At 60.0% G+C, this 26,661-nt stretch carries 21 protein-coding genes and 1 pseudogene; 15 read left to right on the forward strand and 7 right to left on the reverse strand.

Going from position 1 to position 26,661, the window contains the following annotated elements; genetic code table 11:
- The first annotated feature begins 65 nt into the window (after window positions 1–65).
- From BMZ46_RS20330 to BMZ46_RS20340, 3 genes are all read left to right on the forward strand, one after another.
- A complete protein-coding gene (locus BMZ46_RS20330; RefSeq protein WP_074690939.1) occupies window positions 66–965 on the forward strand; it encodes a LysR family transcriptional regulator in 900 nt (299 codons plus the stop codon).
- A 142-nt stretch (window positions 966–1,107) separates the two neighbouring features.
- Entirely contained in the window at window positions 1,108–2,574 is a 1,467-nt protein-coding gene (locus BMZ46_RS20335; RefSeq protein ID WP_074690938.1) for a nucleobase:cation symporter-2 family protein, read from the forward strand.
- A gap of 69 nt (window positions 2,575–2,643) precedes the next feature.
- Window positions 2,644–3,117 (forward strand): LEA/WHy family protein, encoded by a 474-nt coding sequence (locus BMZ46_RS20340; RefSeq protein ID WP_039768163.1) that lies wholly within the window; start codon window positions 2,644–2,646, stop codon window positions 3,115–3,117.
- A gap of 142 nt (window positions 3,118–3,259) precedes the next feature.
- Here BMZ46_RS20340 and BMZ46_RS20345 read toward each other — a convergent pair whose 3' ends face one another.
- Window positions 3,260–4,183: a carbon-nitrogen hydrolase family protein gene (locus BMZ46_RS20345; protein ID WP_074690937.1), complete on the reverse strand. Its 924-nt coding sequence runs from the start codon at window positions 4,181–4,183 to the stop codon at window positions 3,260–3,262.
- An 84-nt stretch (window positions 4,184–4,267) separates the two neighbouring features.
- On the opposite strand from BMZ46_RS20345, the gene BMZ46_RS20350 reads away from it, so the two are divergent.
- Window positions 4,268–5,182, forward strand: a complete 915-nt coding sequence (locus BMZ46_RS20350; protein WP_039768161.1) for a LysR family transcriptional regulator — start codon at window positions 4,268–4,270, stop codon at window positions 5,180–5,182.
- Here the strand turns inward: BMZ46_RS20350 and BMZ46_RS20355 are convergent, their stop codons facing one another.
- Entirely contained in the window at window positions 5,183–5,437 is a 255-nt protein-coding gene (locus BMZ46_RS20355; RefSeq protein WP_007957535.1) for a hypothetical protein, read from the reverse strand.
- Between the two features lie 153 nt (window positions 5,438–5,590).
- Here BMZ46_RS20355 and BMZ46_RS20360 point away from each other — a divergent pair, with 153 nt between their 5' ends.
- Entirely contained in the window at window positions 5,591–5,908 is a 318-nt protein-coding gene (locus tag BMZ46_RS20360; RefSeq protein ID WP_007957537.1) for an ElaB/YgaM/YqjD family protein, read from the forward strand.
- A 56-nt stretch (window positions 5,909–5,964) separates the two neighbouring features.
- On the opposite strand, the gene BMZ46_RS20365 is transcribed toward BMZ46_RS20360, so the two are convergent.
- Entirely contained in the window at window positions 5,965–6,996 is a 1,032-nt protein-coding gene (locus tag BMZ46_RS20365) for an Ldh family oxidoreductase (RefSeq protein WP_039768160.1), read from the reverse strand.
- Between the two features lie 207 nt (window positions 6,997–7,203).
- On the opposite strand from BMZ46_RS20365, the gene BMZ46_RS20370 reads away from it, so the two are divergent.
- A complete protein-coding gene (locus BMZ46_RS20370) occupies window positions 7,204–11,991 on the forward strand; it encodes a dermonecrotic toxin domain-containing protein (protein ID WP_074690936.1) in 4,788 nt (1,595 codons plus the stop codon).
- Window positions 11,992–12,039: 48 nt separating this feature from the next.
- Here BMZ46_RS20370 and BMZ46_RS20375 read toward each other — a convergent pair whose 3' ends face one another.
- Window positions 12,040–12,309 carry a PepSY domain-containing protein gene (locus BMZ46_RS20375; RefSeq protein WP_039768157.1) on the reverse strand — a complete coding sequence of 90 codons (270 nt, stop codon included), beginning with the start codon at window positions 12,307–12,309 and terminating at the stop codon, window positions 12,040–12,042.
- A gap of 154 nt (window positions 12,310–12,463) precedes the next feature.
- Here BMZ46_RS20375 and BMZ46_RS20380 point away from each other — a divergent pair, with 154 nt between their 5' ends.
- Entirely contained in the window at window positions 12,464–13,465 is a 1,002-nt protein-coding gene (locus BMZ46_RS20380; RefSeq protein ID WP_039768155.1) for a FecR family protein, read from the forward strand.
- 62 nt (window positions 13,466–13,527) lie between these two features.
- Here the strand turns inward: BMZ46_RS20380 and BMZ46_RS20385 are convergent, their stop codons facing one another.
- A complete protein-coding gene (locus BMZ46_RS20385) occupies window positions 13,528–15,864 on the reverse strand; it encodes a bifunctional acylase PvdQ (RefSeq protein ID WP_074690935.1) in 2,337 nt (778 codons plus the stop codon).
- A 294-nt stretch (window positions 15,865–16,158) separates the two neighbouring features.
- On the opposite strand from BMZ46_RS20385, the gene BMZ46_RS20390 reads away from it, so the two are divergent.
- Window positions 16,159–16,536 (forward strand): fe2+ zn2+ uptake regulation protein, encoded by a 378-nt coding sequence (locus BMZ46_RS20390; protein WP_074690934.1) that lies wholly within the window; start codon window positions 16,159–16,161, stop codon window positions 16,534–16,536.
- 18 nt (window positions 16,537–16,554) lie between these two features.
- Here the strand turns inward: BMZ46_RS20390 and BMZ46_RS20395 are convergent, their stop codons facing one another.
- Entirely contained in the window at window positions 16,555–16,743 is a 189-nt protein-coding gene (locus BMZ46_RS20395) for a hypothetical protein (protein WP_074690933.1), read from the reverse strand.
- Window positions 16,744–16,900: 157 nt separating this feature from the next.
- Between BMZ46_RS20395 and BMZ46_RS29375 the strand changes: the two genes are divergently transcribed.
- From BMZ46_RS29375 to BMZ46_RS20420, 6 genes are all read left to right on the forward strand, one after another.
- On the forward strand, window positions 16,901–17,041 hold the full coding sequence (locus BMZ46_RS29375) for a hypothetical protein (RefSeq protein WP_166742317.1): 141 nt from the start codon (window positions 16,901–16,903) through the stop codon (window positions 17,039–17,041).
- 262 nt (window positions 17,042–17,303) lie between these two features.
- Window positions 17,304–18,563 carry an MFS transporter gene (locus BMZ46_RS20400; protein WP_074690932.1) on the forward strand — a complete coding sequence of 420 codons (1,260 nt, stop codon included), beginning with the start codon at window positions 17,304–17,306 and terminating at the stop codon, window positions 18,561–18,563.
- The gene (locus tag BMZ46_RS20405) at window positions 18,563–19,693 is read left to right on the forward strand and encodes a LuxE/PaaK family acyltransferase (protein WP_074690931.1); all 1,131 of its coding nucleotides are present in this window, start codon (window positions 18,563–18,565) and stop codon (window positions 19,691–19,693) included. The genes BMZ46_RS20400 and BMZ46_RS20405 overlap by 1 nt, the downstream gene beginning before the upstream one ends.
- A gap of 1 nt (window position 19,694) precedes the next feature.
- Entirely contained in the window at window positions 19,695–22,145 is a 2,451-nt protein-coding gene (locus BMZ46_RS20410) for an aldehyde dehydrogenase family protein (RefSeq protein ID WP_074690930.1), read from the forward strand.
- Complete coding sequence (locus tag BMZ46_RS20415) at window positions 22,129–23,418, forward strand: phenylacetate--CoA ligase family protein (protein ID WP_039768144.1); 1,290 nt, start codon at window positions 22,129–22,131, stop codon at window positions 23,416–23,418. Before BMZ46_RS20410 ends, BMZ46_RS20415 begins: the two co-directional genes overlap by 17 nt.
- Window positions 23,418–24,335, forward strand: a complete 918-nt coding sequence (locus BMZ46_RS20420; protein ID WP_074690929.1) for a GNAT family N-acetyltransferase — start codon at window positions 23,418–23,420, stop codon at window positions 24,333–24,335. The genes BMZ46_RS20415 and BMZ46_RS20420 overlap by 1 nt, the downstream gene beginning before the upstream one ends.
- A 40-nt stretch (window positions 24,336–24,375) precedes the next feature.
- On the opposite strand, the gene BMZ46_RS20425 is transcribed toward BMZ46_RS20420, so the two are convergent.
- Window positions 24,376–24,909 carry a hypothetical protein gene (locus BMZ46_RS20425; protein WP_039768142.1) on the reverse strand — a complete coding sequence of 178 codons (534 nt, stop codon included), beginning with the start codon at window positions 24,907–24,909 and terminating at the stop codon, window positions 24,376–24,378.
- 382 nt (window positions 24,910–25,291) lie between these two features.
- Here BMZ46_RS20425 and BMZ46_RS29865 point away from each other — a divergent pair.
- Window positions 25,292–26,422: pseudogene (locus BMZ46_RS29865) on the forward strand (cache and HAMP domain-containing protein); the annotation flags it as partial.
- Window positions 26,423–26,661: the final 239 nt, after the last annotated feature.

Below are 26,661 nucleotides of genomic sequence, written 5' to 3' on the forward strand. Positions count from 1 at the left end.
TGCGCCGTCGGATACATTCGAGAAATATCAAGTTTGTTAACCTGACTTTATCCAGGAGTAATGTGATGCTCGGTCAGCTCCACGATGTCGATCTTCAGCTTCTGCGGCTGTTTCTCGGCGTGGTCGAATCCAATGGTTTCAGCGCAGCCCAGGGTGAACTGGGGCTGAGCCAGTCGAGCATCAGCCAGCAAATGGCCAAGCTTGAGACGCGTCTCGGCTATCGGGTGTGCAACCGGGGCAAGGGCGGTTTCAGCCTGACGCCCAAGGGCGAGCAACTGTTGATTGCCGCGCGGGCGCTGTTCGATTCGATCGAAACCTTCCGCCATCAATCCAACGGCGTCGCCGGGCGCTTGATCGGTGAAGTGCGCTTGGGTCTGTCGGAAGCGGTCGATCAGTCGGTGCTGCAACGGGTGGCGGATGCGATCCGGCGCTTTCGCGAGCGGGACGAATCGGTGCGCATCGAGCTGATCAGCGCCATGCCCGGCGAAATGGAGCGTCTGCTGCTGCAACAGCGGCTGGACCTGGCCATCGGTTACTTCTCCCAGGTGCAGAGCGCGTTCGACTACCGCGAGCTGTTCAGCGAAACCCAGCATCTGTATTGCGCGCCCGGCCACCCGCTGTTTTCCGACGATGCGCCCGATGATGCGGCGTTGCAGGCCTGTGACCGGGTCGATCACCCGTACAGGTTTCTGCGCAGTGACGAGCCGTTCCAGGGCAAGGTCTGCTCGGCACGCTCGGAGCAGGTCGAAGGCACCCTCGCCTTTATTCTGTCCGGCAAGCACGTCGGTTATCTGCCCAACCATTACGCGCGCCAATGGCAGGACAAGGGCCTGCTGCGACCGGTGCGCGAAGGCGAATTGAGCTTTGACGTGGCGTTCCATCTGGCCCGCCATCGGGCGCAGGTGCCTGGCGATGCACAGAAGGCTTTTGAAGAAGATCTGCTGTCAGCCTTTGGTCGAACCTGAGCATTTTTTGGAACGCGGAGCGTCCCCGGCTGCATTCCCGAGCAGAGCGTGGGAACGATCATGCGTTGCCCTCGCCCCTCGCTTACGGCATCCTGCGCACCCATTTTCCGACCCGGCCCCGCATTGCGGCACGCAAACCACCATGACCGTCTCTGAAAAAGCCCCGCGCAACAACGATCTGATCTACGGCCTCAACGACCGTCCGCACTTCACCGCAACGGTGTTTGCCGCCCTGCAACACGTACTGGCCAGCTTCGTCGGCATCATCACCCCGACCCTGATCATGGGCGGCGCCCTCGGCCTGCAAAGTGAAATCCCGTACCTGATCAGCATGGCGCTGTTCGTCTCGGGCCTCGGCACCTTCGTTCAGGCCAAGCGCTTCGGCCCGGTCGGTTCGGGGCTGCTGTGCCTGCAAGGCACCAGTTTTTCCTTTATCAGCGTGATTCTCAGCGCCGGCTTCATGGTCAAGGCCCGGGGCGGTGGCACCGATGAAATCCTGTCGACGATCTTCGGTGTGTGTTTCTTTGCCGCGTTTATCGAAGTGGTGCTGAGCCAGTTCATCGGCAAGTTGCGCATGCTGATCACCCCGGTGGTGACCGGCACCATCATCACCCTGATGGGCCTGTCGCTGATCAAAGTGGCGATGACCGACATTGCCGGTGGCTTCGGCGCGGCGGATCTGGGCGCGGCGAGCCATGTGTTTCTGGCGGCGCTGGTGCTGGGCACCATTGTGGTGTTGAACCGGGTTGACGTGCCGTTCCTGCGGTTGGGCGCGATCGTCATCGGCCTGACCCTCGGCTACGTGGTGGCGTGGCTGATGGGCACCGTGGATTTCGCCAACCTGCCGCAAGTGCCGGTGGTCAGCGTGCCGGTGCCGTTCAAGTACGGTTTCAACTTTGATTGGGTGGCGTTCGTGCCGGTGGCGGTGATTTTCCTGGTGTCGCCGCTGGAGGCTGCCGGTGACCTGACCGCCAACTCGATGATCTCGCGGCAACCGGTCAAAGGCCCGCTGTACATCCGCCGGATCAAGTCCGGCCTGCTCGCCGACGGCCTCAACTCGGCCATGGCGGCGGTGTTCAACAGCATGCCGATGGTGACCTTCGCCCAGAACAACGGGGTGATTCAGCTCACTGGCGTAGCCAGCCGCTACGTGGCGTTCTTCATTGCCGGGCTGTTGGTGCTGCTGGGGCTGTTCCCGATGATCGGCGCGGTGCTGCAACTGATGCCGAAGCCGGTGCTCGGCGGCGCAGAGCTGGTGATGTTCGGCACTGTGGCGGTGGCCGGGATCAAGATCCTCGCCGAGGCCGGCCTGCATCGGCGCAACATGCTGATCGTGGCGATTTCCGTCGGCATGGGCCTGGGCATCGCCGCCGTGCCGGAAGTGCTGCGCGAGCTGCCGCAGGCGCTGCGCAACATTTTCGAGTCGCCGATCACCGTTGGCGCGCTGTGTGCGATCGTGCTGAATATCTTCCTGCCGGAAGAATTCATCGAACTGGAAGAAGATGACTTCGATCCGGAAGCCTCTATCCTTCAGGTCATGGAAAACCCCGACCTGCCGGCCAAAGCTGAACCCGCCGCGCCGGCCGCTGTCGCACAGTTGAACCGCTGATCCTGTCCGCTCCATCAAAAAGGGCTGATACCGGCAACGGTTCAGCCCTTTTTCAATGAGAGAGCATCAATGCGCCGCCTCCAAGCCGTCATCCTGTCCCTGCTTCTGCTCTCCCTCAGCGCCTGCGCGCTGTTCCCCAACCGCGACCCGGTGAACATCAACGTGGTCGGCCTCGAACCGCTGCCGAGCCAGGATCTGGAAGTCCGTTTCGCGATCAAGCTGCGGGTGCAGAACCCCAACGAAACGCCCATCGACTACAACGGCATCGCGCTGGATCTGGAGGTCAACGGCCATTCGCTGGCGTCGGGTGTGAGCGATCAGACCGGCTCGATCCCACGGTTCTCCGAAACCATCGTCAGCGTCCCGGTGAGCATTTCCGCGTTCTCGGTGCTGCGCCAGACCCTCGGCCTGAGCCAGACCCAAACCCTCGACAACCTGCCCTATGTGCTACGCGGCAAACTGGCGGGCGGGCTGTTTGGCACGATGCGCTTTGTCGATACCGGCAAGCTCAGTCTGCCCAGGGCAAGTGCTGCCACCTGGTAGGTTTCATAACTTTCAAACTGTTCACAAATCCTTATGGGAGCTGGCTTGCCAGCGATAGCGGAGTGTCAGCCACGGTGACGGTGACTGATACGGCCCCATCGCTGGCAAGCCAGCTCCCACAGTTTTTGTATTGACAGTCAGATCATGCGGTGAAACGCACACCCGGTTTCGCCCGCTCATCGACGCTCAACTCGAACACATCCGGTCGCGCATAGTGGCCGACCACGTCGTAGTCATAGCGGGCACGCACCAGTTCGGCGGTGTCGATCTCGGCGGTAAGCAGTCCGGCCTCGCCGCGCAACGGTCCGGCCAGCACATCGCCCATCGGCCCGACGATCACGCTGCCGCCGGCGATCAGCGGTCTATCCCCCGGCCAGTTGGCAACTTCCACGCCCAACTCATTCGGCGAGGCCTGTACCTGACAGGCGCTGACCACAAAACAGCGCCCTTCGTGGGCGATGTGGCGCATGCTGACCTGCCACATCTCGCGCTCATCCACAGTCGGCGCACACCAGACCTCGATGCCCTTGGCGTACATCGCCGTGCGCATCAGCGGCATCATGTTTTCCCAGCAGATCACGGCGCCGAGTTTGCCGACCTGAGTGTCGAGCACCGGCAGCGTCGAACCGTCGCCCTTGCCCCAGATCAGCCGTTCGGTGCCGGTTGGCATCAGTTTGCGGTGTTTGGCCACCAGGCCGGCCTGCGGGTCGAAATACAGCGCGGTGCAATGCAAGGTGCTGCCGGCCCGTTCGATCACGCCGATTACCAGATTGGCGCCAGTGCGCGCCGACAGCCCGGCCAGCGCTTCGGTTTCCGCACCCGGCACGTCGATGGCGTTGGCAAAATAACGGGCGTAGGCCTCACGGCCTTCCGGCAAGCGATAACCCAACTGCGTGCCGAAGCCCTCGCCTTTCGGGTAGCCGCCGAGCAACGCTTCGGGCATCACCACCAGCGCGGCGCCGGATTCGATGATCGCGGTTTCCCAGCTCAGGATCTGTTCCAGGGTTTCAGCCTTGCCACCGGGCAAGGCGCCGATCTGCAGGGCGGCAACGATTGATTTGGGCATGACGGTCACTCCGTGAAGTTCAGGTGTTGCTCATTCTCCGGCGCCACGGGATCATGAATAAAGACCGATCCACTGCTGAATGATATGAACCAGATGAATATCGCAACCGTCGACCTCAACCTGCTGAAAGTCTTTGAAGCCCTGCATGAAGAATCCAGTGCCAGCCGCGCGGCGTTGCGTCTGGGCGTAACCCAATCGGCGGTCAGCGCGGCCTTGCGCCGGTTGCGCGAAGTGTATGGCGATCAATTGTTCGTGCGCACCGGCCGCGGCCTGGCGCCGACGCTCAAGGCCAACCAATTGAAACCGGTAGTCAGCGATGCGCTGAACAAGTGTCGGCAAAGCCTGGCCATGGTCGACCCGACTGCCAATCATTACGAAGGACGCTCGGTCACTGTGGGCCTTTCGGACGATTTCGAGATCGCTTACGGCCGTCGCCTGATCGAGGAAATCGCCCGTCGCGCACCGAAACTGCGCCTGATTTTCCGCCAGACCCACAGCCAGATCGTCGCCCGGGCGCTGATGGAGCGCAGCATCGATCTGGCGATCACCGCCGGCGGATTTGCCGAGCGGCTGCTCAGCCGTCAGGTGTTGGGTGAAGGGGGTTACGCGTGTCTGGTGGATCCGGCGAGTCTGGCGCCGGGCCAGCAGCAGATCGATCTGGAAGAATTCGTCACCCGCGAGCACCTTCTGGTGTCGTCGGGCGGTTTTATCGGGATCACCGATGAAGGGCTGGCGGCGCTGGGCCGGACTCGCCGGGTCTGCGCCTCGACCACGCATTTCGCGGCGTTGCCGCATCTGCTCAAGGGCAGCGAGGCGGTGGCGACCATTCCGACCCACGCCGCGCAGGCCATTGCCTCACTGAGCGGGCTGGTGCTGCTGCCCTGCCCGCTGGCGCTGCCGCGCTACCCGATCGAACTGGGCTGGCGCACCAGCACCCAGATCGATCCGGTGGTGCTGACGGTGCGCGAAGCGATAGGCGCCAGTTTCAGGGCCGAGTGATTACTTGTTGGCCGCCATCAGGCGATTGACTTCACTGCGCACCATGTTGGCGAATTCCGGCGGCGACATGCCGTCCAGTTCGGCGCGCACGAACTCGGCCCATTTGCCCTTGCGCTTGGAGCGCTCGCCGAACAACCGCGCGGCTTCGCCCTTGGCTTTGCCCAGATTGTTCTGCCAGAGTTCGAACAGTCGGGATTTCTCATCTTCCAGCGCGGCGCGCTCTGCGAGGGATTTGTCGGCCAGATTGAAACTCATCGGGAATTACCTGCTGCATGAAATGGCGACATCTTACACGCTGGACGGAAACCTCTGACGCTGGTTTTTGTTCCGGATGGAAAATCCCTGCAACTTTTCAAGGCGCGCCACACTCCATTGTTCACTGTCCATTCACCTGCAAGGAGTCACCCAATGGCCCGGAAAACCGCCGTTCAAGCCGCCGAAGACCAAATCAAGGACCAGGCCTTCAGCGAACTTCAGGCGCTGATCGAAGAGTCGGAAAAACTGCTCAAGAGCAGTGCATCCCTGGTCGGCGAGGAAGCGGAGACCCTGCGCGGGCAAATCGCCCAGAAATTGCAGCAGGCGCTGGATTCGGTCACCAGCGTGCGTGACCGCACCAAACCGGCGGTGGACGCCACCGAGAGCTACATCGGCGGGCACCCGTGGCAGACCGTGGCGATTTCCGCCGGGTTCGGCCTGGTAGTCGGATTGTTGCTCGGTCGCCGCTGAGCGCGAACAAAAAAGGCGAGCCCCTCGGGCTCGCCTTTTTCATGCCAGGCACAAACTCATTCGCCGGCCAGTTCACGCAGCTGCGACAGGGTCTGTTGATCCAGTTCGATCCCTTTGGCCAGTGACTTAGCCCGCTGCAAATGCCGCCGATCCCCCGGCAAACGCTTGAGCCCTACCCCGTGCATCTGCCGCACCAGTTCCTGACTGCGTTCGGCAAAGCTTTGCCCAGCGGTCTTGCTTGGATCTATCACGATCAGCAACTGACCGGTCCACGGGGTCTTGGCGCCGGGATGGTTCTTCCAGTCGAACTCGAACGAGAAATTGCCACCGGTCAGCGCGGCGGCCAGCAGCTCGACCATCATCGACAGCGCCGAGCCTTTGTGTCCGCCAAACGGCAGCAATGCACCGCCTTCCAGAATCGCCTTTGGGTCGCAGGTCGGCTGGCCTAGGCTGTCGACCCCCATGCCCGCCGGCAGTTTCTCGCCTTTGCGCGCTGCGATCTGCACGTCGCCATGGGCGATGGCGCTGGTGGCCAGGTCGAACACGATCGGTGCACCGTCAGCCCGGGGTGCGGCGAAGGCGATCGGGTTGGTGCCGAACAATGGCCGGTCGGCACCGTGGGGTACCACGCAGGTCATGCTGTTGACCACGCTCAACGCCACCAGACCTTCATCGGCGAAAGGCTCGACGTCCGGCCACAGCGCGGCGAAGTGATGGGAATTACGGATCGCCAACACCGCGATCCCGGCACTGCGGGCCTTTTCCACCAGCAGCGCACGTGCCGCCGACAGCGCAGGCTGGGCAAAACCGTTGCCGGCATCGACGCTGACGAACCCTGAAGCCACGTCCTCGACTTTCGGTACAGCCTGGCCGTTGACCCAGCCGCTGTTGAGCGTCGAGACATAACCGGGGATCCGGAATACGCCGTGACTGTGCGCACCGTCCCGCTCGGCGTTGGCGCAATTGGCGGCCAGCGTTCTGGCGACTTCGGCCGAGGTGCCGTGACGGGTGAAAATCTTTTCCAGCAGTTGAGTCAGCTCGTCCAGGGACACCGTGGACGAGAGCGAATGATCGTGTGGCGCAGACATCTGAAGCTCCAGAGTAATTATTGGAGGGAACAACAGCGAACGGACAACCCGCAACGGCGATTAACCACATGCAGCCGACAACCTGTCAACCCTGGCATGCGCATCGACCCGGGCGCGATATGTATTTACCACCGGCACCAGACACGATTTTTTTAGCCTCGGGTTTCGATCAATCCACGCGTGCAAACGCCCTTATCGAGACTCGAGATGTCAGCCCCCACTCCACCGTTGTTATTCCCCGAAACCTTTGACTCACCGGGTCTGTGGCCCAAACTGGGCAAGGCCCATGGCTTGAGTGAAAAGGATTTCCGATGGCTCGCCCATGCCAGGCTGACGTCCGACGCCCTGCGCCGCCAGCAAGACCCGCCGATGGTGATAGAGCGTCTTCTGCTTCACGCTGCCGAAGTGCAGCCGTTGCCGTTGGCTGGCGCGTTTGTCATCGGTGAAACGCCGGACGACAAGGGGCTGATCCTCTATACCCCACAGGCGGGCATCCAGAAGTTCCCCAACCGTACCGATTTGAAAGAGCGGCTCGAACAACGGCTCAACGACGTCGATGAGCAAGACAGACTGCTGCCATTTCTGGCCCTGCCACTGCGCCAGCGGTTGCAGGATGCGAAGCGTATTTCAATAACGTTCACCAACCTCAAAGGCGATGCCTTCGCCGAGCAATCGGCGGACTTTCAACAGTGCCTGCTGCTGAACGCCGAAATGATGTGCGAAGAGCTGAAAAAACTTCCGACACTCAGACAGCTTCTGGATGCGGTGCTGGATGAGCTGCTCAAGCCTCATTTCAGGTCACTGTCGCAAAGCCGCACCCAGGTCAGCTTCGATCGAACCGCTGGAGACCGTGACGAAAGACAACGCATGAGCGACGGTCATTGGTTCGACTTCATGAGTCTGAGTGATGCGGTACTGACCTATTACCGCCACCAGAACTGGCCAACCGCGCAACCACCGCGCTTTTCCAATCCGGGCAGGACCCCGGCGACCGGTGATCAGGCACAGTGGGAAAACGCTGTGAAACAGGCCGCAAACAAACTGCCTGCGCTGTTGTTCCGGCACCTGGAGCGTTATTGGGATGCGCCATCCGCTCTCGGAATGTCGCGACGTACCCTCTTTGGCCAGGCGCTGGGAGATCAGGCACATAACGAATGGATGTCCAGGCGCGAAAGCGGTGTCATCGATGCCGGTCAATTCAACACGCTGCAGCAATTGATTCGACCGGTCACTCAGGCCGTTCACTTTCCAGTCGTGGAAAACGTACGTTTCTGGGAGCGCGAAGCCAATTTTGTAGAACTGGCGGGCTCACTGATGATCAGTGAGCCTCATGCCTTCCTCTACACGCCCGCTCAAGGGTTGCAATTGCTCAAGGATTACAGGGACCTCAAGGATACGCTGAAGGCAAAATTCCTCGCCAAGGGCCACGAAGACGAACTCTATGGGCTGCTGAGCCTGGAAGAACGCAATCGTTTTCTCGGCTTCGGACAACCGCAGGTGTCCGGCGAGCGGCTTGTCGGTGACATTTTCAGAATTCTGTTCGAGTCAATCATCACCAAACAACGGCAGAACATCGAATATGCGCTGCAAGTCTTTCGCCACAGCGACGGGGCCGTGAACCTGCATGCGCTGTTCGACAAGAGCCTGGACATCCGCTCGATGATCCACGCTCAGTTGCAGAAAATCGATACAGGGGGACGGTGGAGCACGCACCCGGTGATCTCCGGCAACCAGCAACCTTCCATGGTGCTGGCGGACAAGGCGCTTGCAGCGATCAAGACATTCGATTCGGTGGCTGCGCCCATCCTCAAGCAACTGAGGGCTCAACCGATGGCGAATCTGGCGATCCAGCGCTACTGGCTCGAGCGCCTGAAACCGGATCTGGCACAGGCATGGTTTCTGGGGGTCAACGGCGAGGCCCGACTCAGATTGCTCAATGGGTCCCTGAATGCCTCGATGCAGGCCATAGTCAGCAATGTCATCAATGCCGATCAGCCGAGTCGTGCACAGCGCTCCGCCCTCAATGGCTTCCGCCCGGATGCCTACACGTTGACGCTCGAGTGTTCCGCCCATCCGACGCCGGTGCCCTTGGCCCATTGCGTCTTCATCACCGAGCGGGGCGGGCTCGATGAACAGCACTCGGGCCGCGCCGTGTTGTGGACGCCCGCCCTCGGGCTGGAAGTTTTCGATACCGTAGCCATTGCCCGGCAGGTATTGAAACGGCGCCTGAACGACGGCGACCAACGCCTCTTACTGCTGGAAAACATCGTGCCTTCGCAATACCTGCCTCATCAACGGTACAGCCTTGGCCCATTTCAATATATCCATGGCAATGTGTTGCAGGAGTGCATGCAGTCCACCATCGGCCACTATCTGGATCGCTGCCAACAAGTGCGTGAACGGGTCAAGGACACCAAACGCCGTGACAAGGCGCTGGAAAAACTGCGTGATGTTTGCCTGGCCGACAATCTGTCCTTGGCCAGCGCGCACGCCCGGGCGATTGCCACTCAGCAGACACTTCCCGCCTGGCTGGGGATGGCCCCGGTCCAGGAGCAAAAACGGCATGTGGAGATACTGGAACAGTGGTATCGAAGCGTCACTGACGACGAGGATTACCTGTCCGGCATACCCTCACTGGTCAGTCATGTCGAGCAGACACTGAAATCGATGCTCGACAGCCGGTTTCCAGACAGTCGTCTGGACCCGCATGAGATTGAAATCACCCCCAGCCTGGCATTGGCCGGCCCCGCGCGATCACTGGTCGAATTTGCCCTGAATCACATCAACGTCGCCCAAGGCACCCGTTTCAGTATCACCTCGAAAAACGCCACCACCTTGCCCACCACACTGGACCACAGCGCCGTGACGCAAATGCTGCTGTCACTGGAGATACCCACCACCTATGCCCGCAAAGTGGTCAGCGCGTTGTCGGCGAGCGACCCCGGAAGCCATAAACGCAAGCAACGTTTTTTCCGTCAGTTGCCTTGGCAGCTGCTGCAACACGCCCACGCAGCAAAACTGCAGCAACATCTGTCAGGCAGTGCCTTTGGTCTGATTCAGCAGGTACTGGACATGCCCGATGCCCTTGCCCGAGCAGCGGTGCAAGACGCACATGCCATCGCTTGCCCGCTGGCGCTGATCAAGACTGCCGGAGCCACCGCCGTATCCGTGCAGGGGATATACGTTTTTACTCCAGGCGGCGGGCACAAGGGTCCCCTGGTGCTCTATGCGCCGTATGCCGAGCAGATCTTCCAGGAGTTCGAAGACGAAAAAAAACTGATTGCAGCCCTCAACATGCCGGGGCTGCTACAAAACCTGCTGCTGCGGCGACTGCCTGACAGCGAGCGCGCGATATTTCGCAACCTGCTGGCGTCTTCCATGGGTCAAACCAGCGAGATGAAGCTCGCCATCAAGGCAATTGAAGGGAATCTGCTGGAACACTTCTACAACGACAACCTCATGCTTCTGGAACAGCATTTGAACGCCCAGAAAAAAACGGACTCGGCGTTCGATTGGGAGACGGCGAAGACCCTGTTCAGCCAGCAGATCAGACGGCTCAGCGGTGTATTGCCGGGCAAACTTGGCTTCATTCCCATTCTCTGGAAAGCCTATGACGCGTTCAAGGATTCCGCCGAGGCCCTGCAGAATCACCGTTGGAAACGGGCACTCAAATCATTTGTCCAGGGCGCAGCACAAATGGTGCAAGTGGGTCTGCTTCCGCAAATATCGGGCGAAACCACAACGGTAGCAGGACAGGTAAAAGAAACCGTCGTATCAGGCCTGGCCGACATCGATCTGACTTCGCCCGGACGCACATCGTTGCAATCGTTCGAGGTGACAGACATCGCACTCAAGGATCTGAAGCTCAGCCCGAACCAGGGCACTTACCTGCAGGTATCGCGCAACCGCGATTTTGCTGCGGTTGATGGCAAGGTTTATCAGGTCGTCAAAAACGGTAACGCCTGGCGTTTGGCAAACGCTGGGGCCAAGGGGCCGCTGTTCCAGAAGACCGGCCCTCGCATGGTGCGAATCGCTGATGACCAGATCGTCCACTACGGCCAGGCGTTCGGCAGAATGATCGAACGCAATAGCCTCGCGAACCTGCGCCGCATCATGCTGAATATCGAGGCGCAGGGAATGGATGAAATCCGAGTCAGGTTTCCTCTGAAAGCCCGGGCGCTGGTGAATGCAATCGACCTGGCCCGACGCTACGCCTTCTATTGTCTGCATAACCTGGTCCCGCTCGCCAACGGCGCCATCCATTCGCGGGTGAACAGCTTCCTGAAGGACTTCTTCAATGTGCCAAAGATCACACCCGCAATTCTCACAAGGATCAGCGAGGCGATTGTGCCCATCTGCAATGCGCTGGTGGACCCAGCCGATGAGTTACTCAATACCGACCGGTTCGTTGTCGGCTCGAACAAATTGCTGCATGACGTCATCGCATTTGTACTGGAAGGCGATACAGAAAAACGCGTGCATTTCACCGAGCACTTTTTCCAACAGCAGCTGGATCATTACAAACTCTTCATGCTTGAGCAGTTCGATGTAGATGGCCATGCGCAGGCGTCGACGTTGATACACGAGTTTTCCCATCAATTCAGCAAGGCGCTGGATATCGCTACCCTCAGGGCGCGGGAACCGTTCATAGAGTTGATATCAACGATTACGACCGAGGGTAAGAAGCTGTACAACGAACTTGACTCCGAGCAGCGTTCAGCCTTGTCGCTCAGCACGCCCCGCTCACAATTGTTCGCGCAATGGAACACCGTTCTAAAGACTTGGGTCGATGTCGACAAAGTGCCCGGCATGGAACTGATCAACACGGAAATCCTGCGGTTGACCGGTACGCAGAATCTTCGGCAGGCGCGTGATGCATTTCTCGACCAGCAGTCTCCGGACGCCCGTATCGCTGTCATCCTGCGTAACGCCGATTCGATAGCCCGCCTGATTTGTGAAGTCGGGCGTCAGCTGGATCCCGTGCCGGCCCCGTAGAATCTGGAAAAATGCGCAGGTTCAACACCTGCGCAACTGCGTTCGGGATCAGTCCTTCTGATCGCGCAGGACGTTGCCCGATGCGCCATCGATACGGAATTCGTACACCGCGCCATCAGCCTTGCGCCCTTCCCCTTTCCAATAGCCGTCGTTGTCGGCCTCGATTTCGTAGACCTCGACATATCCGGCCTTGGTTTTTACGGTTTCGATGGCCTTTTCGATGGTGATCCATCCTGCGCCCGGGCGGTCGGCCAGCGCCGCGCCGGCACTCAGGAGACTGGCGGTAGCGACGAAAGCAGCCAAGGTTCTTTTGATCATTTTTTCACTCCATTTGTGGATAGTGTTAATGGGATGTCCTGGTTTTTGGGGGATCCTGGCGTTAAAAAGTTCCACGTTTGATGGGTAAATGACATGACGCTTGTTCTCGGCACCTTCCCCTCAAGGTTAGAATGCGGGAAATCAGGACGAGTCAATGACCCAGAACACTCTCTCGGAAGCCGATTACGATGCGATCACCGATGCCGCCGCGCATTGGTGCATGCGCCTGCACGCCGTCGATTGCACCAACGAAGAGCGCCAGGCGTTCGAGCAATGGCGCAATGCACACCCGCTTCACGCGTTCGAGTATGAGGCGATGCTGGAGATATGGGACGTCGCCGAGCACCTGCCGCGTCCGGAAACTGCACCGGTCTTGCCGATTCGCCAACCGGTCAGATCGTGGCGCCAGTACGCCGTGGCGGCTTCTGTCTGTGCACTGGCTTTGCCGCTGGCGGCCTGGACCGGATGGAACCTCGGCTGGCTGCCTGACAGCTATCAGCATTTCGCGGCCACCGACAATGTCCGCCATGTCACCCTGGAGGACGGCAGCCAGGTCGAGCTGAACCTCAACACCGAGCTGACCTTCAGCAATTACAAGGACGAGCGTCACGTTACCCTGAAGAAAGGCGAGGCGTTTTTCGAAGTCAGCCACGACCTGAACCACCCGTTCATCGTCAGGGCCGCCGAAGGCAGGATTCGCGTCACCGGCACCCGCTTCAATGTCTGGATGTATGAGGATCAGGTGAAAGTCAACCTGATCGAGGGCTCTGTGCTGGTCACCGGCAATTCCCGTCTGGGCGGTGACGGCTTGCGTCTGGGCCCCTCGATGCAGGCACGCTACAGACACGGCGACGACATCCCGCAAATCAGCCAGACCTATGCCAATGACAACTCGCTGGCCTGGCGCAGCGGCAAACTGGTGCTCGACAACCTGTCGCTGAACGAAGCGTTACCGCAAATCAACCGGTATCTGGACAAACCCTTGATGCTGGCCGACAACGCCACCGGTTCGATCCGCGTCGGCGGCATTTACAACATCAAGGAGCTGAACAGCTTCGCCAGTTCTTTGCCGAAAGTGTTGCCGGTGTTCCTGACCCGCAACAAGGACGGCAACCCGGTGATCAACCCGATCCCCCAGCAACCGCCAAAAAACTGAAGGCCGTTCCCGTGAGGGAGCGGCCTTCTGCCTTTGCGACTGTCGACGGATTAAACCGCTGATTACTGCGCTGCGACTTTCCCCGCCTTTTCCAGATCATCGCGCACGGTCTGCACCTGATACTGCGGATCGGCCTTGATCTGCTGTTCGGTGAAAGGCAACACGCTCCACTGCTTCTTCGAGAAAGCCTCGGTCTGATCCCGGGAATACTTCGACGCCGGATCGCTGGACAACGAAAACGCCAGCAAGCCCTGGGCATGCGGACCTTTATCGTCGAACGTTACGACTTGCAGATAACTGGTCCCGCTGACCACTTCCAGCTTGCCGTCTTCACGAGGCACGCTCTGGATGGCGTTGTAGATGCCCAGCGTGCCGGGACCACCGTGAATCGGCGTTTGCTGGCCACCACTGCTGACCACCTGCACATCGCCCCAACGGGTTTTCTCGGTCAGGCCCATTTTGGCGGCAGTTTCGGCCGACGCCAGCATCGCCTCGCGCAATGCTTTGGCCACTTCGGGCTTTTCAACGGCCAATCCACGCGGGGTGCGCTGCGCATCCTTCGGATCGAACGCCACGCGCCAGGCCTGCGGCGACTCCTGCATCGCTTGCATGATGCTCTGGAAATGCACCAGCCCGACGCCCGACTCCAGATTCGCCCGGCCGTCCCACGCTTTCAGGCTGCTGCACACCGATTTCAGCGCCGCTTCAGACTGAGAAGCGCAGAATTTCAACAGATCCGGTACGACCTGAGTCGCCAGAAACACCTGATCGTCCATCACCATGTGTTGCAGATCCTGCACCGACACCGGGCCTTTCTTGCTCAGGGTCGCCAGTCGATCAAGCGCAAAACGCGAACGCAGGCCCAGTGGCTGGCCGTCCTGACTGATCAACGGCGAAAAACCGGTCAGCGGTTGTGCCGGGTTGGCAAGCCAGGCCGAATCGTTGGAGTGCTGAACGAAGTCCTTGCGCAACAGCTGCGGCAATTGGCTGGAAGCGTAAATGCCCTTCTGCACGGCTTGCGGGTCGATGTCCCAGGTGCAGGCGCTGTTGGAACCGTCGAGCACGATCATTTTCAGACCAGCGCGCGGGTCGCTGCACCTGGCCAGTTTGTCGGCACTGACGTTCGGCACCACCGACAGGTTCATGTACAGCGTCTGGCCCTTGTCGTCCACGGCCAGGGTGTTGACCCACGGGATGCCCTGAATGGTGTGCACCGAATCCTGCAGATCCTTGAGATTGCCGGCGCGGTTCATGGCATACCACTGTTTCAGCACCCGATCATTGTCGAGGTTCGCATCGCGCAGGCTATAGGCGTACTGGTTGTCCCAGTCGAGCTTGCCGGGCCACTGCACGATCGGGCCGAACTGTGAGCTGTAGACGTCACGAGAAACCGGCACCACCTGGCCGTCAGCCTGTTTGACCTGCACGGTGACCGTCTGCTTGTTCATCGGCAGGGACTGGCCGTCGAGCAGGTAACGGGTCGGATCCTTCGGATCGAGTTGCAGGCGATACAGGGTGAAGTGCTTGGACGAGTCGACAGTGTGGGTCCAGGCCAGATGCTGGTTGAAACCGATATTGATCATTGGCAGACCCGGCAGCGCCGCGCCCATCACATCCAGTTTGCCCGGAATGGTCAGGTGCATCTGATAGAAGCGCATGCCGCCGACCCACGGGAAATGCGGGTTGGCCAGCAGCATGCCGCGGCCATTGAACGAACGCTCGCTGCCCACCGCCACCGCGTTGCTGCCACGGTCCAGTGCGAAGCGTTGCAGGCGCGTGTCCGCCAGTTGATAGGCCCGCGCATCGTTTTCAATCTTCGCAGTGGCCTGCGGCGGAGTAGCACCCGCCAGGGCTTCGGCAAACTGACCGACACCGCCCTCGACCAGCAGGCGACGGGTCAGCTTCACCAGATCTTCGGCGGCGATATCGCGCACCCATTCGCCCTGGCACTGTTGCGGCAGGCCCTGCTGACGGCGCTCGGCCAGATATCGGTTGTAACCGGCGGCGTAACCTTCCACCAGATCACGCACTTCGACCGGCTGCGCCTGCCAGAAGGCACTGACTGCCTGCGGCGTATTGAGCCATTGGAAAAAGACGTCGCTGACACGGTTCTCGCGCTCTTCGACCGTCAATTGTTCCGGCCCGAAGTAGCGCGAACGCTCGCCGTTGACCGTGACGATCTCGTTGGCCAGCAGGCACAGATTGTCCTGCGCATAGGCGTAACCGATACCGAACCCGAGACCGCGTTCGTTTTCCGCACGGATGTGCGGTACGCCAAAACCGGTGCGACGGATATCCGCGCCGGTCTGGCCGGAAGGACTGAACGCCTGTGCCGGCAGACTCAGCCCGAGAAAGAGGCCGGCAAGGGTCAGTCCGGTGAAATGCCTGGAAATAGTCACGCTCGCTCCTGATCGAAATGCCGAAGAGCGAACCGCCCGCCCCCGTGAACACGTCGGGCCCGGCTCGCTCTGAAATCACTCACGCGTCACGCGCAATGAGCCTGTCCAGAAAACGAAGCCGCGGGAAAAAAATTTAGTCGGTCACACACCCGTTTCGTGCCGCAATCACGGGGAAAAGACAAAACCACGACAAATTTTCTACATTTTCCGCTTCATGATTTGTCGAGCTGAAACGTCTTGTTTAGAGAGAGCACGAAAAACCTTTCCTGATCAGGCTCTGAAAGGAGTAATCGCATGTACAACCCACCCCTACCATCGGAAGGTAGCCAGACCCCACAAGGAGCGCACATGGGTTCACACGCCGACGTATTCGGGCAACGGGTCGAGCGTCACGGCAATGAACGCATCCGTATGCTGCTTAAAAGCTTCGGCCTGCGCACCAGCCTGATTCGCCTCAAAGTCATCGACACCCTGCTGGTCGCCGCCGAGGACGACCGTCGTCTTGGTGTGCGTGGTGTTCACAGCCAGTTGCTGGATCTGGACATTCCCTTGTCCTTTCTCAGCGTACGTGAAGTGCTCAAGCGCCTGTGCGCCGAAGGCGTGATCACGTTCAACGACGACAAGAGCTACAGCCTCCACCCCCAGGCTGCCGCCGTGCTCAACCACGATTGAAGCACGCGGCAGACGCTGTCAGGGCTTGACCTTGCGGCGCATCACGCCGTTGATTACCACAACCACCACCGCCACACCGATGGCGATGTACTGAAATGTTTGCTCGCTGAGCTTGCCGGCGTTTTGCAGCCAGGACAGGCCGAGCATGATCAGCAGTACGACAAGGGCAATCAGAATCGAATATTTCAAGCGTTGCTTCTGGGTCATTACAGGTTCCTGAACCGTTGGAATGTATCGGGTTTGTATCGGGGTTGATGCCATGCGCATACCGTTTGACGGGGATGCGCCGCTGTAAACGGGGTCTCATGTTACAGCCGATGAAGAGCTTTGGCTTCAAACGGCATTAACCATGAGGATCCTTGAAATGCTGCGTCGAATCACCTGGCTGATTCCTATCCTTGCACTGCTTACCCTGAGCGGCTGCATCATCTTTCCCCACGGCGGCTGGCATGGCGATCATCGCCACTATGCGCCGCAAGGTCCGGGCTACTATTACCATCGTTGATTCAACTCGCGGGAAGGATGCCAGCGTCCCTTCACTCAAATGCAACAACTGATTTAGTGTCAGCCGAAATGCCCACAGGAATGTGGGCATTTTTCTTAAGACTCTATTCATTATCTTGTCAGGCAATTCGCCCTTGCGAGTAGGCATCCCGACTTGTGCAACATCACGCAACCCCCCGTCATAGAGCGTCACAGCATTCATGTAGGAACAGTCTGACCCCGCCTCTACCCTTTGCGCTCTCTCTCGAATCTCGTGGAAGCGTATGCAAAGGACTCTCATCAATCTCTCGCCCCGACAAGCGCTCGGGTTCTGCCTCGCCATCATGCTGTTCGAATGGCTGACCTACATGGCCAGCGACATGGTCATGCCGGCGATGCTGACCGTCACTCGGGATCTTGAAGCCGATGCCCGTCATATCCCCAACGCGTTCAATCTTTACCTGATCGGCGGTGCATGCCTGCAGTGGCTGATCGGGCCTCTGTCCGACCGGTTCGGTCGACGCCGGTTGTTGCTGGCAGGTTGCGCACTGTTCAGCGCAATGTGCGCAGCGACAGTGCTCGCGCCCGGCATTGAAACGTTCAACGCGTTACGGCTGCTGCAAGGCATGGGACTGGGCTTTGTGGTGGCTGTCAGCTATCCCGCGCTTTCAGAAGTATTCTGCGAAGCTGATGCCGTACGCCTGATGGCGCTGCTCGGCAATGTGGCGCTGCTTTCGCCGCTGATCGGTCCCCTGCTGGGCAGCCTGTTGCTGGAATGGCTCAGCTGGCGCGAACTGTTTATCGGCCTGGCCACGGTTGCGGTACTTGCATGGACCGGACTGTACGTCTGCATGCCCGAAACCATCGGCGTGGTCCGTCGTGATGGTACTCAGCAAGCGCCTGTAGCCTTTTCTCTTGGTCAGATCGGTGCTCGATACCTTGCGTTGTCGCGCAACAAAAACTTTCTCGGGACCTGCGTTGCACTTGGCCTGATGAGCCTGCCGCTGATCGCCTGGATCGGTCTTGCACCGCTGTTGCTGATCCAGTCACTGGGGCTGACAACGCGGGAATATGCCCTGTGGCAGATACCGGTCTTTTCAGCCGTCATTCTCGGCAATCTGATTCTCGACCGGTTGCTGCCCACGCGCGAATTGCCGCAGTTGATTCGTCTGGCACTGTGGCCGTATTGCCTGGGGCTGCTGACCCTGGTGGCAGTCGCCATGACCAGCCTCCCTCTGATCGCGCTGATTGCCGGCCTCGCGCTGTACGCCGTAGGCCTGGGCATGAGCAACGCGGCTCTGTATCGGTTGGCGCTGTTTTGCAGCGATGACAGCAAAGGACTGGTTTCGGCCGCGATCGGCATGATTTCGATTGCCGTGATGGGTGCCGGTGGATCGTTGATTGCCGCCGTCGGCGGCGGCCATCGCCTCGAATTCTTCGCGCTGTGGGCCGCACTCGGCGGCCTGCTGTCCCTGCCCTTGCTCAATCGGTTTCTGCCTGCTGCGCCAAGGCCGACCGTTCAACATAACGATAAGGACGTCTGATGTTCCATTTCCCCAACAGCGACGCGCTCTGCGCGTTGACGCAACCCTATTGCCCGGATTCCGTGCCAGACGGGCTGTTCGACCAGGCCATGACCGAGATCAGCCGTTTCCACAGCCAGCACACCCCGGGCTACGAGCACTGGCTGAAAGCCAACGGGCTGACCGTGGACGATCTGGACAGACTCGACGACTGGTCGCGTCTACCGCCGATTTTCGCCAGCTTTTTCAAGCAGCACCCATTGCTCAGCCCCACCGGTACCCACGCGCTGGAGCTGACCTCCTCAGGCACCAGCGGTCAGAAAAGCCGCATGCGTTACGACGAACGCAGCCTGGGCGCCGCCCAGTACATGGTCGAACGCATCTTTCACCATTATGGCTGGAACAATCCGCAAACCCCGTGCAACTACTTGCTCTTGAGCTACGAGCCCGAGGGCACGATCAGCCTGGGAACCTCCTTTACAGACCAGTTCCTGTGCCGGTTCGCGCCCGTCAACCGGGTGACCTACGCCCTGCGCCATACCGGCAGCGGCCATGAGTTCGACAGTTTCGGCGTTATTGCAGCGCTGCAATCATTCGCCGAAGAAGGACTGCCGGTGCGGATTCTCGGCTTTCCCGCCTTTCTCTGGCAGACCCTTGAACGCATGCGAGCCACCGGCGTTCGCGAACTGCAACTGGCACCGGACTCGTTGGCGCTCTTCGGGGGTGGCTGGAAAACCCATGCCGCGCAGGAAATTCCCCGTCAACAACTGTACGAGCGCATGCACCGACAACTGGGGCTCCAAGTCACCCGCTGCCGCGACGGTTACGGCGCGGTCGAGCATCCGGTGCCTTACCTTGAATGTGCTCATCATCATTTCCATGTTCCCGTCTATTCGAAGGTCTTCGTGCGCAATCCATCCGATTTCACGGTTCTGCCGTATGGCCGTCAGGGCTTGCTGAGTTTCGTTTCGCCTTACATTTCATCGAGTCCGGCCCATGCGGTAGTCATGAGCGATCTCGCCACCCTGCATCCGGGCGCCAATTGTGGCTGTGGTCTGTCTGCAGACTGGTTCGAATTGCACGGCCGCGCCGCGACCACGGCCGGCAGAAGCTGCGCCATGGCCGCTTCCGAATTGCTGGGGAGGCACTGACATGTACCTGATCAACGGACAGCTGCATGCCGACTGCCGGCTCGCCGATGCACTGGATCAACTGAACCTGGACCTGCCACAGCGCCTCGGTACGGCACTCCGGCGTGCGACAGTCATCGATGCGGTGGCCGCTTTCGCCACACGATTGCAAGATCCGGATTTCAATCGGCACCTCGATCCCGACCACCGGCAGTCACTGATCCAGTTCTGCCAGCCTGAGGCGTTGAACCGCAAGCTGACACGCGAGCTGGGTGAGCAACCGGATACCTTGCGCCGCATCGACTACCGCCAATCACACTTCGAACGCTGGAGCCCGCTGGGCCTGGTGGTTCACATCACGCCAGGCAATGCGCCCCTGCTGGCGTTCTGCGCCGTGATCGAAAGCCTGCTGGCCGGCAACGTCAATTGGCTACGTCCCAGCAGCAGTGACGAAGGACTGACAGCCCGATTGCTGCATGCATTGGCGCAGTGCGACGCTACCGGTCAAATAGCCGGCCACGTCGCGGTCATCCCGGCAACGACTGCGCAAATCGGCCAACTGTGCCAATGGGCCAACGGCGTCTCCGCCTGGGGCGGGGAAGCGGCCCTGCAAGCCATCCGTCAACAACTCCCGGCAGGATGCCGCTGGATCGACTGGGGTCATCGGATCAGCTTTGTTTACCTGACGCCTCAGAGCGCGTCGCCAGAGGCGCTGGATGCGCTGGCAGACGAAGTCTGTCGTCTCGATCAACAGGCCTGCTCCAGCCCGCAATGGCTGCTGGTGGACAGCGATGACGAGGCTGATCTGCGCAGTATCGGCGATGCTCTGGCAGAGGCGTTCGACCGTCGGGCACACCAATGGCCGACCCTCACGCCTTCAATTCAGGAGGCTTCGCAAATCACCACAGTGAAGGCGATGGCGCAACTGGCTCACAGCTTTGTCGGCACCACCGGCCACGTCTGGGAAGCACCAGGCTGGCGGGTGATCTGGACGCATGACCGCCAACTCGGTCCCTCGCCGCTGTTTCGCACTGTGCTGCTCAAACCGCTGCCCCGCGCGCAAATCACCCGTACGCTGTTGCCCTGGCGAAACGCGCTGCAAAGCTGCGCCCTGATCTGCACCGAACACGAGACGGCAGAATTGACGCAAACGTTGATCTCGGCGGGCGTCACGCGAATCGCCCCCGCGGTATCGATTCACGAAGGTTACGAAGGCGAACCCCACGACGGCGTCTATGCCTTGCAGCGCCTGAGTCGACGGGTGTCGGTCAGCCTGCCGGTTGCGACGCTGTCTACCTGTGCCACGCTTGATCCGCTACCGGCACCGCCGTGCATCGCAGGTCGCCCGATCATGAACAAGGAAACGTTTGTCACCCGCCCGATCAATCCGGCGGCCCGCCTGTACTTCCGCTCCGGGGGCAGCAGCGGCGTTCCGGTGTTGTCGGGTTTCAGTTACCGCGATTTTGATCGGCAAATGCGTGCCGCCGCCGACGGGCTGTTTGCCGCAGGCCTCGACCCGGCCCACGACCGCGTGATGAACCTGTTCTTCAGTGGCGGGCTGTATGGCGGCTTCTTCAGCTTTTCCAAAGTGCTGGAGCTACTGGGTGTCACTCATCTGCCGATGGGCGCGCCCGCCGATGATGATTACCGCGAAATCGCCCGGATGATCATCGATCAACGTGTCACCACGCTGGTCGGCATGCCTAGCACCCTCCACCGTCTGTTTATCAACGAACAAGCCCGATTGCGTGCCTACGGCGGCATCGAAAAGGTCTTTCTCGGCGGTGAACATCCCGGTGAACAGAGCCGTGCATTAATGCACAGCTGCGGTGTCAGGCTTATCCGTTCGGCCATTTACGGCAGCGTCGACGCCGGGCCGCTCGGCCATGCCTGCCCGGCAACGTCTGATGGCGTATTCCATCTGATGAGCGATATTCAACACCTGGAAATCGTCGCATTTGAAGCCGATCAGCCGGTGAATGGCGATGAAATCGGCCGTCTGGTGTTCACCTCGATAGAACGACAAGGCCAGGACGTTCAGCGATACGACCTTGGCGACAGCGGCCGCTGGATACCCGGCCGGTGTCCATGCGGGCTGCTGGCTCCACGCTTCGAGCTGCTGCAACGTCACGGCCGGCTGCTGCGCATCGGCACGGACTTCATCTGTCTGGAAACACTGGCTCGGCATCTGCAGGTCGAGTTCCAGCTGGTCCTGGAGCACGCACCCGACGGGCTGGAGCGGATGCGGTTTCGCAGTTCGCTGCCCGCCCGCGAAGTTCATGACCGCCTGCTGGATTACCCGACGCTGGCGACCCTCATCCGCACGGGACTGCTGACGGTGGACGCAGAACGCTGTGCGATCGATCAGTTCGCCCGAAACAAACACAGCGGAAAGACGCCGCAGGTGATCGACAACCGCAGCGTGGTCCCGCCCACTGACTTGCAAGGAATGCAACATGAACACAAGGATTGAGTTGAACGAGCTCGTGGCGTTTGCCCGTCGCCATTCAAGCTTTTACGCAGGCCACTTCGCTGATGTGCCCGAGCACGTCACTTCGCTGGCTGAATTGCCGGTGATCGATCCCGCTGCCTACTGGGAGGGCAGCGAGGATCTCGACCACTGGCCTGCACTGACCGGTTCTCTGGAAAACGCACTGGTATTCAAGACGGGGGGAACCACCAGCGCCGGCAAATTCTCGATTTTCCGGCGCCAGGAATGGCAAACACTGGTGACGGATTTCGGTCGCAGTCTCAGCGGCCAGTTGAACGCGGGCGACCGCATCGCCAACCTGTTTTTCGCTGGCGACCTCTACGCCAGTTTCATCTTCACCCACGATGCGCTGGCGCATGTGGAAACGGATATCGTCGAATTTCCGTTCACCGGTCATGTCGACTCGGCCATCCTCGCCGATGCCGTCGTTCGGCACCGAATCAATGTGCTGGCCGGACTGCCCGCCCATTTGCTGACCTTTGCGGCCTGGCTTGAGCAGCACGGGCGGGTACTCGAGGGCGTGACCACCCTGCTCTACGCCGGGGAAAGCCTGTTCCCGGCACAACTGCGACGATTGGGCCGTGTCTTTCCCGGTGCGCGCATTGCGTCTCTGGGCTATGCCAGTGTCGACGCCGGTTTCATCGGCGCCAGTCAACGTGACTGCGCGTTGGGCGAACATCATGCGGCTGACAACCATAGCGTGCTGGAGATTCTCGACGAAGAAACCGGAGAGGTGATTGACGGGTGCAACCGGGTGGGACGACTGGTGGTGACCAACATGACCCGTCGCTTGATGCCCTTGATTCGATATCCGGTCGGCGATCGTGCCTGTTGGCGAGAGCCCGGTAATGTTCCCCGGCGCAAATTCGCGTTGATGGGACGCTGTGCCGACAGTCAGCGGGTTCGTGTCGGCGTACTGACCCTCCTGCCTCAGGCCATCGGCCAAACCGTACAGCGGATTACCGGCAGTGAAGACTGGCAACTGGTGATCGAACAGGAAGGCACAAGGGATATTCTGCGCCTGAGCTGGGTACCGGATGCCCTGTCTGCGACGGGTGAGCAGGCAGACCGGTTACTGCACCGTGCGTTGATCGAAGCCTATCCATTGATCGAAGAATTGAGCACCGGGCATTTGCTCGAATTGCAGATCCGGCGCTGCACGATTCAGTCACTGTCACGCCATCCACGGTCAGGTAAACAGCAGCGTGTAGTCGATCTGCGGGTATACGACAATCTGCACCGGGAGGACCGTTGATGGAAACCCTGATCCTGCGCAGTTACCGTAACAGCGACGCCCGTGCCGTCAGCCAACTTTTCAGAAAGGTCTACGCCAACCAATACGCTCAGCCCCATGTTTACCTGCCGCGCATGATCACGCAGAACCATGTCGGCGGTCGCTGGCATTCATTGGTTGCGGTGTCGGAGGGGAAAATTCTGGGGCACGCGGCATTGATTCGCGACAAGGAGTCGCGCATCGCCGAACTCGCATTGAGCGTGGTGGATCCACAGAGTCGTGGCCAGAAAGTTGCCACCCGACTGAGCCGGCAATTGCTGATTCATGCCCAGGCGCTCGGATGCCACGGCGTGACGATCAAGCAGATGACCCATCATCCCTACACGCAACGGATGGCCGCCCGTCTGGGGTTTCACAACACCGGGCTGCTACCCGATCATGCCCCTTCGCCCTTTGGCGAACCGGTGCCGGAGTCGTTGGTGCTCGGCTATCTCCAGATCGACGGATACCAGCGACCGTTGCCAAGCCTCGCATGGCCGGATGGCTGTCGCGAGTTCATGCAGCAGATGGTCGACAAGTTCGGGACACGGGACAACCCATCACCCTGGGTCGGCGACCCCATACAACTGGATCAGCGCTGGGGGCGCTATGACGGCTTATTGGAATCGCTTGACGACGGATTGCTCAAGCAACTGCAGCAGTTGCCGGACCATTGGCTGATTTCGATCAGGCTCAGACTCGCGCAGGGTTTCGACAGTGCCTGGCGCCAGTTGTCGACCATGGACTTCACCTTCACCGGGCTGGCGCCCGATGAAAAAGGCTCGGGATGGCTGGCGCTGTTTCATCGCGGGTTCCAGCCAGGAACGCTGACCTTGCACTGTCCGCGGATGCAACGTCTGCAGGCAGACATGCGGCGTCGGGAACTCAATGTGCCATGAACGACGAGGCCCGCTCCGTTAACCGGGCGGGCCTGCGTGATCACGCCTTGGCGCTGACACCCTTGTCGGTAGGAGGCTTGCGCTCCCCACCCTGACCATAAGTCTGCAGGTTCTGCAGCACATAAATGGCTTTCTTGTACTCGGGGATCAACGTATTGGCGTACTTGTTGCCCTTGAGATTGTTGTTCTGGATGGTATCCAGTTGCGTTGCGAAGTACTCCAGCGCATTGAACTTGGCGTCCGGATCCTTCTGAATGCCGAAGCGATCAAACTTGTCGCCGGCGTTGAGCAGAGTAATGGACGTGACTTCGGAAATCAGGCCACGGCTGCGCAGCATTGCACTGAGGCTGCCCAATTGTTTGGCCGAAACATTGGTGGGATCGAAACCCTTGATGTTCTTGTGCAGCCCCTGCTTGTCCATCTCGGCGATGCTGATTGCGTTGGGATCGTTGCCGACCATAGCCAGCATCTGCTTGACCTTCACGCTTTGGGAAACCGGTTTGCTCGAGCTTCCTGTGTCTCGAACCAGCAAACCCGCCTTGGGTTGCCAGGCACCGGTATAGCCGATAGTCATGAGCAGGCTCCTTGCGAGGAAAACATGAAAAATTCCTTGTTGGACGACTTTTGAGTTGCCCGGAGTATCGGCCGGCAAACTAATGGCACCAACTCCTTTCTGCACTTTTTTACAATTTTCGTACATTCACGATACAAACCGACAACAGCCCCGGAAATACGAGACCAGAGCGTTCATGACAATGTGATGAAAGTGGGTTTATCGCTCTAATGTTCGGGACAGTCAGTTCTCGTGTATCAGGCCGGATACGTTCCATCGGTCGGGATTGCATCTTTTAGGACGCAAGTACCTAAAGCTTCCCGACGTCGCGACGATACGTTAGGAAACCCGCGCTGTTTTTCCCCTCCCCACAATAAGAATCCCTGCTCAAGGACCGGTTTCCATGCCCGCATTCCGCACCATTCAGGCTCGCTACACGCTGTTTCTGGTTCTATTCATTCTGTTGTTGTCGGTGCTGACCGTGGTTGGCATCAGCCAGCTGGTCGCGCCCAAGCTGCGCCATACCGAAGAACAGGTGGTGCTCAATCGCATTGCTGAAGTGGCCGAGCAGATCCAGGGCGAACTGAACAAGGTCCAGGCGCAACAGCGCAGCATCACCCAGACCATCCCGCTGCTCGACAGCGCAGCCATCGACACCGTGTTGCCGGGGCTGGTGGATCAATACGGCGAGCTCAAAGTATTCGGCGGCGGCATCTGGCCGTTGCCCGGCCAGCGTGAGGCCGGACGCAACAAGTTCAGTACGTTCTGGCACCGTGATGCCTCCGGCAAACTGGCGGTAAACACCTTCTGGAACAGCGACGCGGCGCCCAACTATTACGACCAGAGCTGGTACAAGGGCGGCATGCAAACCCCGCGCGGCCAATGCGCCTGGGCCGCTGCCTATAAAGATGACGCCAGTGCCGAACCGCGCACCAACTGCGCCATGGCCATCCAGAAAAACGGCAGCGCCTGGGGCGTCTCGACCATCGACGTGACTCTCGGTTTCTTCAATGACCTGGTCGCGCGCAAGGAAAAAGACCTCAACGCCGAAATGCTGATCGTCGAGGCTGACGGCAAGATCATCAGCAACAGCTCGCGCATCAGCGGCCCGATCGTACTGAAGAACATCAGCGAACTGGCCGGCGGCTCGACCTTCGCCAGCCAGGTCAAGGCCGGGCTGCAAAACCGCGAGCAAGCGCAGCGCGTCGAATTCGACAACAACGGTGAAGCCAGCACCTTCTTCATGCGTCCGATCGAAGGCACGCCGTGGTTCCTCGCCACCGCGCTGCCGACCAAAATGCTCACCGCCCAGCGTGACGACGTGCTCAGCAGCCTGAGCCTGTTGCAGATTCCGCTGGTGATCCTGCTGGTGCTGTTGCAGGTCTACGCGATCCGCCAACTGGTCTCACGCATGAAAGCGCTGAAAGCCAATATCGATTCGCTGTCCAGCGGCGATGCCGACCTGACCCGGCGCATCACCATTCGCGCTGAAGATGAACTCGGTGCCATCGGGCACTCGGTCAATACCTTCATCGCCTACCTGCAGAACATGATCGGCGAAGTCACCCAGGCCACCGGCGCCATGGCCTCGAGCCTCGACAACCTGCAACGCACCTCGGCGCACACCAGCCAGATTCTGCTGCGCCACGCTTCGGAAACCGATCAGACCGTTACCGCGATCAACGAAATGAGTTCGACCGCCGAAAGCGTCGCGCAAAACGCCGCCGAAACCGCCGCCTTCACCCAGCGCGCCAATGAAAACGCCGACCGCTC

It is taken from the genome of Pseudomonas sp. NFIX49 (assembly GCF_900115915.1).
Taxonomy (GTDB): Bacteria; Pseudomonadota; Gammaproteobacteria; order Pseudomonadales; family Pseudomonadaceae; genus Aquipseudomonas; species Aquipseudomonas pharyngis.

Bases quoted from the DNA above. Each gene is read 5' to 3' on its own strand.
- BMZ46_RS20395 (WP_074690933.1), bottom strand. From the start codon at position 16,743: ATGACCCAGAAGCAACGCTTGAAATATTCGATTCTGATTGCCCTTGTC.
- BMZ46_RS20390 (WP_074690934.1), top strand. From the start codon at position 16,159: ATGTACAACCCACCCCTACCATCGGAAGGTAGCCAGACCCCACAAGGA.
- BMZ46_RS20370 (WP_074690936.1), top strand. From the start codon at position 7,204: ATGTCAGCCCCCACTCCACCGTTGTTATTCCCCGAAACCTTTGACTCA.
- BMZ46_RS20340 (WP_039768163.1), top strand. From the start codon at position 2,644: ATGCGCCGCCTCCAAGCCGTCATCCTGTCCCTGCTTCTGCTCTCCCTC.
- BMZ46_RS20350 (WP_039768161.1), top strand. From the start codon at position 4,268: ATGAACCAGATGAATATCGCAACCGTCGACCTCAACCTGCTGAAAGTC.
- BMZ46_RS20400 (WP_074690932.1), top strand. From the start codon at position 17,304: ATGCAAAGGACTCTCATCAATCTCTCGCCCCGACAAGCGCTCGGGTTC.
- BMZ46_RS20425 (WP_039768142.1), bottom strand. From the start codon at position 24,909: ATGACTATCGGCTATACCGGTGCCTGGCAACCCAAGGCGGGTTTGCTG.
- BMZ46_RS29375 (WP_166742317.1), top strand. From the start codon at position 16,901: ATGCTGCGTCGAATCACCTGGCTGATTCCTATCCTTGCACTGCTTACC.
- BMZ46_RS20330 (WP_074690939.1), top strand. From the start codon at position 66: ATGCTCGGTCAGCTCCACGATGTCGATCTTCAGCTTCTGCGGCTGTTT.
- BMZ46_RS20365 (WP_039768160.1), bottom strand. From the start codon at position 6,996: ATGTCTGCGCCACACGATCATTCGCTCTCGTCCACGGTGTCCCTGGAC.
- BMZ46_RS20375 (WP_039768157.1), bottom strand. From the start codon at position 12,309: ATGATCAAAAGAACCTTGGCTGCTTTCGTCGCTACCGCCAGTCTCCTG.
- BMZ46_RS20380 (WP_039768155.1), top strand. From the start codon at position 12,464: ATGACCCAGAACACTCTCTCGGAAGCCGATTACGATGCGATCACCGAT.
- BMZ46_RS20345 (WP_074690937.1), bottom strand. From the start codon at position 4,183: ATGCCCAAATCAATCGTTGCCGCCCTGCAGATCGGCGCCTTGCCCGGT.
- BMZ46_RS20335 (WP_074690938.1), top strand. From the start codon at position 1,108: ATGACCGTCTCTGAAAAAGCCCCGCGCAACAACGATCTGATCTACGGC.
- BMZ46_RS20360 (WP_007957537.1), top strand. From the start codon at position 5,591: ATGGCCCGGAAAACCGCCGTTCAAGCCGCCGAAGACCAAATCAAGGAC.
- BMZ46_RS20405 (WP_074690931.1), top strand. From the start codon at position 18,563: ATGTTCCATTTCCCCAACAGCGACGCGCTCTGCGCGTTGACGCAACCC.
- BMZ46_RS20355 (WP_007957535.1), bottom strand. From the start codon at position 5,437: ATGAGTTTCAATCTGGCCGACAAATCCCTCGCAGAGCGCGCCGCGCTG.
- BMZ46_RS20420 (WP_074690929.1), top strand. From the start codon at position 23,418: ATGGAAACCCTGATCCTGCGCAGTTACCGTAACAGCGACGCCCGTGCC.
- BMZ46_RS20415 (WP_039768144.1), top strand. From the start codon at position 22,129: ATGAACACAAGGATTGAGTTGAACGAGCTCGTGGCGTTTGCCCGTCGC.
- BMZ46_RS20410 (WP_074690930.1), top strand. From the start codon at position 19,695: ATGTACCTGATCAACGGACAGCTGCATGCCGACTGCCGGCTCGCCGAT.